Annotated in this window: 6 protein-coding genes and 1 pseudogene; 5 read left to right on the top strand and 2 right to left on the bottom strand. The window is 62.9% G+C overall.

The window, feature by feature from the left end; all coding sequences use genetic code 11:
- Positions 1-690, top strand: a pseudogene (locus QOC89_RS09900) (hypothetical protein); the annotation flags it as partial.
- A gap of 12 nt (positions 691-702) precedes the next feature.
- Here QOC89_RS09900 and QOC89_RS09905 read toward each other — a convergent pair.
- A complete protein-coding gene (locus QOC89_RS09905) occupies positions 703-1,731 on the bottom strand; it encodes a serine/threonine protein kinase (RefSeq protein ID WP_323044843.1) in 1,029 nt (342 codons plus the stop codon).
- A 101-nt stretch (positions 1,732-1,832) separates the two neighbouring features.
- Positions 1,833-2,045, bottom strand: coding sequence for a hypothetical protein (locus QOC89_RS09910; protein ID WP_035554043.1), 213 nt, complete (start codon positions 2,043-2,045; stop codon positions 1,833-1,835).
- A 408-nt stretch (positions 2,046-2,453) separates the two neighbouring features.
- Between QOC89_RS09910 and QOC89_RS09915 the strand changes: the two genes are divergently transcribed.
- The 4 genes from QOC89_RS09915 to QOC89_RS09930 all read left to right on the top strand — a co-directional run.
- On the top strand, positions 2,454-5,636 hold the full coding sequence (locus QOC89_RS09915; RefSeq protein ID WP_323044844.1) for an efflux RND transporter permease subunit: 3,183 nt from the start codon (positions 2,454-2,456) through the stop codon (positions 5,634-5,636).
- Between the two features lie 76 nt (positions 5,637-5,712).
- A complete protein-coding gene (locus tag QOC89_RS09920; RefSeq protein WP_323044845.1) occupies positions 5,713-7,089 on the top strand; it encodes an efflux RND transporter periplasmic adaptor subunit in 1,377 nt (458 codons plus the stop codon).
- Positions 7,086-8,600: an efflux transporter outer membrane subunit gene (locus tag QOC89_RS09925; RefSeq protein ID WP_323044846.1), complete on the top strand. Its 1,515-nt coding sequence runs from the start codon at positions 7,086-7,088 to the stop codon at positions 8,598-8,600. Before QOC89_RS09920 ends, QOC89_RS09925 begins: the two co-directional genes overlap by 4 nt.
- A 206-nt stretch (positions 8,601-8,806) precedes the next feature.
- A partial coding sequence (locus QOC89_RS09930; RefSeq protein WP_323044847.1) for an MFS transporter occupies positions 8,807-10,017 on the top strand: 1,211 nt, incomplete at its 3' end.

A 10,017-nucleotide genomic window follows, 5' to 3' on the forward strand; every position in this document is an offset into this window, starting at 1 on the left:
GGCCCACACCATAAAAGCACAGACAAGAAGCGCCGCGTAGGCAAACAGACAAACAGACAAACAGAAAAACAATCGCGAGCAGGCAAACAAATACAAATAAGGGAAAGGCCAACACATAAAAAACACAGAACAACCAGGCCCGCGCAGCCCAACCCTTTATTTACATCAACCACAAACCACAGCGGCAACCACCGAGCCGCCAACGACCTCACCGTCGCCGACGGCCCGCTGACAATCACCATGAAAGGCACGCTCGAAAGTCTCGTGGTGCCGGGCGCCGCGGCATCGATTCCAGCATTGACGAGTCTGGCCGGCGGCTTCGAGGCGGACACCCGCTATTGGCTCGGCGAACGGCGGCGCACGCAGCCCTTCGTCTGTCACAACCTGACCCTGCATGAACACGCGCGCCTTGAGCTGCCGGCGAATTTCCGTGTGCGGGACATGCCTGAAGCGAAGCGTACACAAGACCGCTTCATCGAGTTTCAGTCGCAGTACACGTTCGATCCGCTCAGCAACGTCGTAACGATGACGCGAGACGGCGTCACTCATTTCGAAAGCGAAGTCTGCACGCCAGACGATTTCGCGCAGATGCGTCCCGCGCTCGAAGCGATCGGGCGCGACGTGCGCGCCGAAGTGATTGTTAAATCGACGCTGGTGGAATCGTCGAGTGTGGCGTCGCAAGCGCCGTAGAAGCGCTCACGCTCAAACCGGCCAGAGCGGCCCTTCCGCCATCGCGCCGAGCTGCTCGCGCATTTCGAGGATGCGGTCCTCCCAATAGCGCTGCGTGTTGAACCACGGAAACGCCGCAGGAAAGGCCGGATCGTCCCAGCGGCGCGCGAGCCACGCCTGATAGTGAATCAACCGCAACGTGCGCAACGCTTCGACGAGATACAGCTCGCGCGGCTCGAAGTCGCAGAAGTCTTCGTAACCGGCGAGCAGATCCGCCAGCGCACGCGAAGCCTCGGCGCGCTCGCCCGGCAGCAGCAGCCACAAATCCTGCACCGCGGGACCCATGCGGCTATCGTCGAAGTCGACGAAATGCGGGCCCGCGTCGGTCCACAACACATTGCTCGGATGGCAGTCGCCGTGCATCCGCAGCATGCGAATCTCGCCGGCACGCTCGAAGGCGCGTTCGACACCTTCAAGCGCGAGATTCACCACGGTTTTCCACGCAGTCCGCACGTCGTCGGGCACGAAGCTGTGCGACAGCAGGAAATCGCGCGGCTCGTAGCCGAACGTGTTGATGTCGAGTGTGGGACGCTCGACGTAGTTCTGCGTCTGGCCCACCGCATGGATGCGGCCAATAAACCGCCCCAGCCATTCGAGCGTATCGCGCCGGTCGAGATCAGGCGCGCGGCCGCCACGGCGCTCGAAGATCGAGAAGCGGAAACCGTCGAAGGTATGCAGCGTGCGGCCTTCGAAAACACGCGCCGGCACCGCCGGAATCTCACGCGCGGCAAGATCGGCGACAAAGGCATGTTCTTCGAGAATGGCGGCGTCGGTCCAACGCTCGGGACGGTAGAACTTGGCGACCACCGGCGGACCGTCTTCCACGCCCACCTGATACACGCGGTTCTCGTAGCTGTTGAGCGGCAGCATGCGTCCGTCGGTGTACACGCCGACGCTGCTGAGCACGCTGTCGAGCGCGTCGAGCACGATTTCCGGCTTGAGCCGGGCGAAAGGTACGGCGCTATCGGCGCCGTCCTGTGGGTCGAGAATGTCGTCGTTCATGCCCGCATTGTGCGCCGCGCCGCCGTCAAAGACGAGGGCGCCGGCTCACTTGCGGCTTACAGTCACCTGCCACAGCCATGAAACGGACTCACAAATCGGCTTCAATGCACCTGCGCGCTGGACGGGCGCACCTGCTCGCCTGTATCGATCAGATCTTCAAGGAAAAAGGGTTCAGTGTTGAGATGCTCCGACGTGCCGGGCTCGCCGGCATACCAGGCCACCATAGCCATGTCGCCGAGAATGCGCATGACGATCCCGCGCGCGCCTTGTGGCACGGCGATATGCACCGATCGGACAATGGAACCGATTTGCATGATGTTTCCCCGTTTCTCCCATAGCCGGCTTTATGGTTTCCGCGCCGGTCAAGGTGATGATAAAAGCGCCGCTTCGCCGATAACGTTGCGTACGCACCCAATCTGCTGCGCGTATGACGCGTGAAAGGTTCGAGTCATTGTTCCCGTGTTGCGGGGCCGTGGAAGGGGCGAACAAGGTTGTCCACCCGTCGTTTCGCCCTATTCCCATTACAGCGCGCTGGGCCGATGATCTGGGCATAAAGCGTCGTAACGAGACCATCATAAACCCAGCCGGGGCGATATATCAAAATCATGGACCGCCAGAACATCCCCTTTAATCCCATCATCGTGCCTGCCGGCCGCGGCGCGCACTTTAGCCGCTGCGCGCGCCGCGCCGGCGGCTTCGGCTTTCATCGACCGCGTTGACCCATGTGGATTGTCCGTCTGGCGCTGCGGCGCCCTTATACGTTTGTCGTGCTGGCCCTGCTTTTGCTGATCGTCGGTCCGTTGACGATTTTGCGCACCCCCACCGACATCTTCCCCAATATCGACATTCCCGTGCTCTCGGTGATCTGGTCGTACAACGGACTGCCCGCCGACGAGATGGAAAAGCGCATCGTACTCAACTACGAGCGCGGACTGTCGACCGCGGTCAACGATATCGAGCACACGGAGTCGACTTCGCTGAACGGGATCGCGGTGGTGAAGATCTTTTTTCAGCCGCACGCGAACATCGACGAAGCGCTGGCCGAGGTCACCGCGCTGTCGCAGACGCAATTGCGCTCGTTGCCGCCCGGCATCACGCCGCCGAACATCCTGCGCTACAACGCGTCGACGGTGCCGATCCTGCGCCTCGCGCTGTCGTCGGCCTCGCTCACCGAGCAGGAACTGTTCGACTTCGGCAACAATTTTCTGAAGACGCAGCTCGCCACCGTGCCGGGTGCATCGGCGCCGCTGCCGTACGGCGGCAAACAGCGGCAGATCATGGTCGATATCGATTCGCGCAAGTTGCAGGAGCGCAATCTGTCGCCAATGGACGTGGTCAACGCCGTCACCGCGCAAAATCTGATCCTGCCCTCGGGTACGGCGAAAATCGGCTCGACGGAATATTCGGTGGAGATGAACGGCAGTCCGGATTCGCTCGCGGGCCTCAATAACATTCCGATCAAATCCACCGCCAACGGCACCGTTTATATTCGCGACGTCGCTCACGTACGCGACGGTTTCCAGCCGCAGACCAACATCGTGCGCGTGAACGGCCAGCGTGCCGCCTTGCTGACCATCAACAAAAGCGGCAACACGTCCACGCTAAACATTGTCGACCGTATCAAGACGATGATGCCGACGCTGCGCAATCTCGTGCCGGCTTCGCTGAACATCGATCCGGTCGCCGATCAGTCGCTGTTCGTGCGTGCTTCCGTGCAGGGCGTGCTGCGCGAGGCGTTGATTGCCGCGTGCCTGACTGGCCTGATGATTCTGCTGTTCCTCGGTAACTGGCGTGCAACGCTGATCATCGCCGTGTCGATTCCGTTGTCGATGATCACCTCGATCATTGCACTGTCGATGCTCGGCGAAACCATCAACATCATGACGTTGGGCGGCCTCGCACTTGCGGTCGGGATTCTGGTCGACGACGCGACGGTGGCAATCGAAAACATCAGCCATCAGCTGGAGCAAGGCAAGACGCTGGAGCAGGCGATTCTCGACGGCGCGCATCAGATCGCGATTCCTACCTTGGTGTCGACGCTATCCATCTGCATCGTGTTCGTGCCCATGTTTCTCCTGACGGGCGTCGCGCACTATCTGTTCATTCCGCTCGCCGAAGCCGTGGTGTTCGCGATGCTGGCGTCCTACTTCTTCTCGCGTACGCTGGTCCCGACGCTCGCCAAGTATCTGCTGCGCCATCACCACAAGCCGGCGGATCCGCACCACGCGCCACAGCAAACGCGCAATCCGTTCATGCGCGTGCACTATGCGTTCGATGGCGGCTTCGCGCGTTTTCGCGAGCGCTACCGCGTGTTTCTCGAAGCGCGAGTGGCGCGTCCGGGTCTGTTCGTGACGCTGTTTCTGGTCTGCTGCGGCGCCTCGATGCTGCTGATGCCGTTTCTCGGCCGCGACTTTTTTCCGGCAGTCGATGCCGGCACGATCGCGCTGCATCTGCGTGCCAAAACCGGCATGCGGGTCGAGGAAACCGCGGTGGTGACCGATCGCGTCGACACGCGAATTCGTCAGTTGATACCGCCGGCCGAGTTGCATTCGCTGATCGACAATATCGGCTTGCCTGTCTCCGGTATCAATCTCTCGTACAGCAACACCGGCACGATCGGAACCTCGGATTCGGACATCCTCATCACGCTGAATCCCGACCATCATCCGAGCGCGGACTACGTGCGCACGCTGCGCCGAACGCTCACCGACGAATTCCCCGGCGTGCAGTTCGCCTTCCTGCCCGCGGATATCGTCAGTCAGACACTCAACTTCGGCATGCCCTCGCCGATCGATATTCAAATCGTCGGACGTGACGTCGCCGGCAATCGCGCGTTCGCCGCGCAATTGCTGAATCGCCTGCGCACCGTGCCGGGTCTCGCCGACGCGCGCATCCAGCAGCCCGCCGATTTGCCACGCATCTTTATCGACGTGGACCGCACGCGCGCGCAGCAGGCCGGCTTTTCGCAACGCGACATCGCGAGCAACCTGCTGATTACGCTGTCCGGCAGCCAGCAGACCACGCCGACCTTCTGGCTCAATCCGCGCAACGGCGTGAGCTACAACGTGATCACGGAAGCACCGCAATACACGATCGATTCGTTGCAATCGCTCGCGAACATTCCACTGAACGCGAACGGCCGCAGCAATATCCTCGGCTCGCTCGCCACGATGAAACGCGAGGCGGGCAACGCGGTACTCACGCACTACAACGCACAAACCACCATCGACATTTTCGGCACCGCGGACGGCCGCGATCTCGGCGGCGTCTCCGACGATATCCGCAAGATCATCGACGACAGCAAGGCCGATCTCCCGAAAGGCTCGAGCATCGAGGTGCGCGGCCAGGTGCAGACGATGAACGATTCGTTCTCGGGTCTGTTCACCGGTCTCGTGTTCGCGATCCTGCTGGTGTATCTGTTGATCGTGGTGAATTTCCAGTCGTGGCTCGATCCGTTCATCATCATCACCGCCCTGCCGGGCGCGCTGGCGGGCATTGTGTGGATGCTGTTTCTCACCCACACCACGCTGTCGATTCCGGCGCTGACCGGCGCGATCATGTGTATCGGCATCGCCACCGCGAACTCGATCCTGGTGATCAGTTTCGCGCGCGAACAGTTGCTCGAACACGGCGACGCGACACGTGCCGCGATCGAGGCGGGCTTCACGCGTTTCCGTCCGGTGCTGATGACGGCCCTCGCGATGGTGATCGGCATGGTGCCGATGGCGATCGGTCTCGGCGAAGGTGGCGAGCAGAACGCACCGCTCGGCCGCGCAGTGATCGGCGGTTTGACGGTCGGCACATTGGCTACGCTGATCTTCGTGCCGGTGGTGTTTTCGATGATCTATCGCCGGCTTGCCGCGCGGCGCCAGCGAGCGGCCGAGCACGTGGTGCAAAAGCCATGACGGCCAACGCACGACACACAGTACGAAACACGAGAGGCAGCTTCGACTGCCCAGGTATTCTGATAGGGGAAGTTTGATGGAAGGAAAACGTCCAGACGAATCCAGCACCGCGCTCAATCCGGCCACGCAAAAGCGCGCACGCTGGATCATCGTGGCGGTGGCCGCCGTGGTGGCCGTACTCGCGGCACAAGGCATCTGGTCGCGCCACGACGCGCACGCGGCGCTCGAACGCGATGCCGAACATGCGAGCCAGACCAGCGTCGAAGTCGTGCGCCCGCAGAAGTCGACGGCGGGGCTCGACCTCGTGCTGCCCGGCAATGTGCAGGCGTTTCTCGACACGCCGATCTACGCACGCACCAACGGCTATCTGAAGAAGTGGTATGCGGACATCGGCGCCAAGGTGAAGAACGGCCAGTTGCTCGCGGAAATCGATACGCCCGAAGTAGACGATCAACTGCGCGCCGCCCGCGCCGATCTCGCGAATGCGAACGCCAACTACGCGCTCGCGAAAAGCACCGCCGACCGCTGGACTGAGATGCTGAAAAGCAAATCGGTTTCGAAGCAGGAAACCGACGAGAAAGTCGGCGACATGCTCGCGAAGAAAGGCACGCTGGATGCCGCGCGCTTCAACGTGGCGCGCCTCGAGAAAACGCAATCGTTCCAGAAGGTGTACGCGCCGTTCGACGGCATCGTGACAGCGCGCAATGTGGATGTGGGCGCGCTGATCGATGCGGGCAGTTCCGGCGGACCGGCGAAGGAACTGTTCCATGTCGCGCAGGCGGACAGACTGCGTGTGTATGTGAACGTGCCGCAAGCGTATGCGCTGCAGGTTCGCGCGCAGCAGACCGCGTTTCTGACGCTGACCGAGACGCCGTCGAAACACTATCCGGGCACGGTGGCGCGCACGGCTGGCGCCGTCGATCCGCAACAACGGACCATGCTCGTCGAAGTCGATGTGGACAATCGCAATGGGGATCTGCTGCCGGGCGCTTATGCGCAGGTGCATTTCGCTTTGGGCACGGGCGCGGCACCGTTTACGCTGCCAGGCAACGCGCTGCTGTTCCGGCCGGACGGCGTCAAGGTCGCGACCGTGAATCCCCAGCACAAGGTGAAACTGCTACCGGTTTCGCTGGGGACGGACTTCGGTACGCGTGTGGCTATCGCGTCCGGTTTGCAAGGCAATGAGCAGGTGATTCTGAATCCGCAGGATTCGATCGTCGACGGCGCACCGGTGCGGATCGTACCGGGGAAAGCGGGAGGTGGTGCGGGTGGTGCTTCTAGTGCCTCTGGTGCCTCTGGTGCCTCTGGTGCGGCCGCACCCGGCGAAGGTGTGGCGGGCGCTTCTGGCGCTACCGCAGTTGGCGCAGGAGCAAGAGACGCTTCTGGCGCGGCCGCGGCAAGCGCACCTGCTGCGCACGTCGCCAGTCTGCAAGCCGTGAGGGACACGCTGTGAACGCGCCGGCATTGCCTCGCCGTTTCGCGCCGCGGCTCACTCGTGGAGCGCTGCTTGCCGGTGCGTTCGCCTGCGCGCTCACCGCTTGCACCGTCGGCCCCGACTACGTCAAGCCACTGGCCACCACCGCCGCGACCTACAAGGAACTCGAAGGCACCGGCTGGAAGCCCGCGCAACCCGCCGACACGCTCACGCGCGGCGCATGGTGGAGCGTCTATGCGGACCCATCGCTCGACGCGCTCGAGCAGCAGGTCGCGAGCGCGAATCAGAACGTGCAGGCCGCCGACGCGCGCTTTCGCGCCGCCCGCGCGACAGTGGCGCAATACCGCTCGAACTTCTTCCCTATCGTCAGCGCGAACGGCGATTATTCCCGCGCGAGGACCTCGGAGAATGTGCTGCACAAATCGACCGCGGGTCTCACGCTGAACGATTACCTCGTGCAAGCCGATGCTTCGTGGGAACCGGACTTGTGGGGCCGCATATCGCGCAGCGTCGAAGGCGCGAAAGCCGAAGCGCAGGCGAGCGCCGCCGATGCGCAAGCCGCGCTCCTCTCGATGCAGGCCGAACTGGCGACGGACTACTTCGAACTGCGTGGTTTCGATCAGGAGCGGCAACTTCTCGACGACACGATCAAGGCCTACAAGGCAGCGCTCGATCTGACGCAACACCGCTATGCCGGCGGCATCGCCACTGACGCCGACGTCGCGCAGGCGCAAACGCAGTTGCAAACCACTCAGGCGCAAGCACTCGACCTAGGCGTGCAGCGCGCGCAACTGGAACACGCGATCGCGATCCTGATCGGCCAGACACCCTCGACCTTTTCGCTGCCGGTTGCACCGCTCACCGCCGTGCCGGTGGTCGCGGCGGCCGGCGTGCCATCCGCGTTGCTCGAACGGAGGCCCGACATTGCGTCGGCGGAGCGCCAGGTCGCCGATATGAACGCGCAGATCGGCGTGGCGACGGCGGCGTTTTTCCCGAGCCTGATTTTGTCGGTGACGGGTGGACTCGAAGCGACCAACTACAGCCAATGGCTGTTGGCGCCGAGCCGTCTGTGGGCGCTCGGGCCGACACTGGCCGGCACGCTGCTCGACTTCGGCGGACGCGCGTCGGTGAAAGAACAAGCCCGTGCGCACTATGACGAAAGCGTCGCGCAGTACCGTCAAACAGTACTGACGGCGTTCGGTCAGGTCGAAGACAACCTCGCCGCTTTGCGCGTGCTTGAACAGGAAGCCGCCGCGCAGGACGACGCGGTGGCCGCCGCGCAGCGTTCGCTGGCTGTCGTGTCGAACCGCTATAAAAACGGCGCGATCACGTATCTCGACGTCGTGGTGGCGCAAACTACCGCGCTTTCCAACGAACGGAATGCGGTGTCGATCGCTCGCCGCCGGATGGCGGCGAGCGTCGCGTTGGTCAAGGCATTGGGCGGCGGGTGGGACGCGTCGGCGTTGCCGACCGACGAACAGATCGTGCATCCCGCCGAGCCTGCGAGCGAGGCGGCCGCGCATGGTTAGTGGTTGCGGTTGCGGTTGCGGTTGCGGTTGCGGTTGCGGTTGCGGTTGCGGTTGCGGTTGCGCACTCGTCCGGTTTTTCAGCGTATCCTTAACTCTTTCGACCACCTGCGCGCCCTGGAGATTTTTTCGTGACCGCATCGCCGGAATCCCACCGGACTGCTACTTCGGCTGTTCCTGTTTCACCCGCTACTTTCACCTCCGCTGCCGTGCCCAACGTCGCCAACATCCCGTATCTCGAACGCGGCACGCGAGCCTATTGGCGCGCCAGCGTCGCGTTGCTGTTCGCCGGTTACGCGACCTTCTCGCTGCTGTATTGCGTACAGCCATTGCTGCCTGCATTCTCCAAGGCGTTCAGCGTCACGCCGGCACAAAGCAGCTTGTCGCTCTCGGTGACGACGGCCGCGCTCGCGCTCGCCGTGTTCGTGGCCGGCTTCGTCTCGGAAGGCTGGAGCCGTCATAAGCTGATGACTGCATCGCTCACGCTGTCGGCGCTATTGACAATCGGCGTCTCCATCGCGCCGCACTGGCATCATCTGCTGGTGTTGCGCACGCTCGAAGGCCTCGCGCTGGGCGGCGTGCCGGCCGTCGCGATGGCATACCTCGCGGAGGAAGTGCACCCCGATGGGCTCGGTCTGGCGATGGGACTGTATGTCGGCGGGACGGCGATCGGCGGAATGGCCGGGCGTGTGATCACGGGCGTCGTCGCGGATCTGTTTTCGTGGCGCGTGGCAATCGGCACGATCGGCGTGCTCGGCATCCTCTCCATGCTCGCGTTTCGCACGTTGCTGCCACCGTCGCGTCATTTCGTGCCGCGTCGCGGACTCGGCTTTGCACATCATCGCGCTGCGTTGCTGAAGCAATTCACGCGGCCCGGGTTGCCGCTGCTGTTTCTGCTCGGCTTCGTGCTGATGGGCAGCTTCGTCACGCTGTATAACTACATCGGTTACCGGCTGCTGGCGCCGCCCTACCTGTTGAGTCAGACCGAGATCGGCGCGATTTTCGTCGTCTATCTGACGGGCGTGATCGCCTCGCCGTGGTCGGGCCGCATGGCCGATACATTCGGCCGGGCGCGCGTGCTGATCGCCAGCTTGCTGCTGATGGCACTCGGACTCGCGCTTACGATGCTTCATCCAATCGCGGCAATTGCAGTCGGCATCGCCTGCTTGACGTTCGGCTTTTTCGCCGGACATTCGGTGGCAAGCGGCTGGGTCGGACGTCTCGCGAAAGAAGCCAAGGGACAAGCAGCCGCGCTGTATCTGCTCGCGTATTACGTCGGCTCCAGCGTGGTCGGTTCGTATGGCGGCCACGTGTGGGCCGGTTATGGCTGGAATGGTGTCGCGGGGCTGGTGGGCGTGCTGCTCGTCATTGGCATCGTTGCGGCTGTGCGCTTGCGTCAGCGCGAAGGGACCGCAGGATA

Origin of the sequence: Paraburkholderia sp. (genome assembly GCF_034668105.1) — a bacterium.
Classification (GTDB): Bacteria; Pseudomonadota; Gammaproteobacteria; order Burkholderiales; family Burkholderiaceae; genus Paraburkholderia.

What these genes read in the sequence shown, in the direction of transcription:
- QOC89_RS09910 (WP_035554043.1), bottom strand. Translation starts at nt 2,045, where the DNA reads ATGCAAATCGGTTCCATTGTCCGATCGGTGCATATCGCCGTGCCACAA.
- QOC89_RS09920 (WP_323044845.1), top strand. Translation starts at nt 5,713, where the DNA reads ATGGAAGGAAAACGTCCAGACGAATCCAGCACCGCGCTCAATCCGGCC.
- QOC89_RS09915 (WP_323044844.1), top strand. Translation starts at nt 2,454, where the DNA reads ATGTGGATTGTCCGTCTGGCGCTGCGGCGCCCTTATACGTTTGTCGTG.
- QOC89_RS09905 (WP_323044843.1), bottom strand. Translation starts at nt 1,731, where the DNA reads ATGAACGACGACATTCTCGACCCACAGGACGGCGCCGATAGCGCCGTA.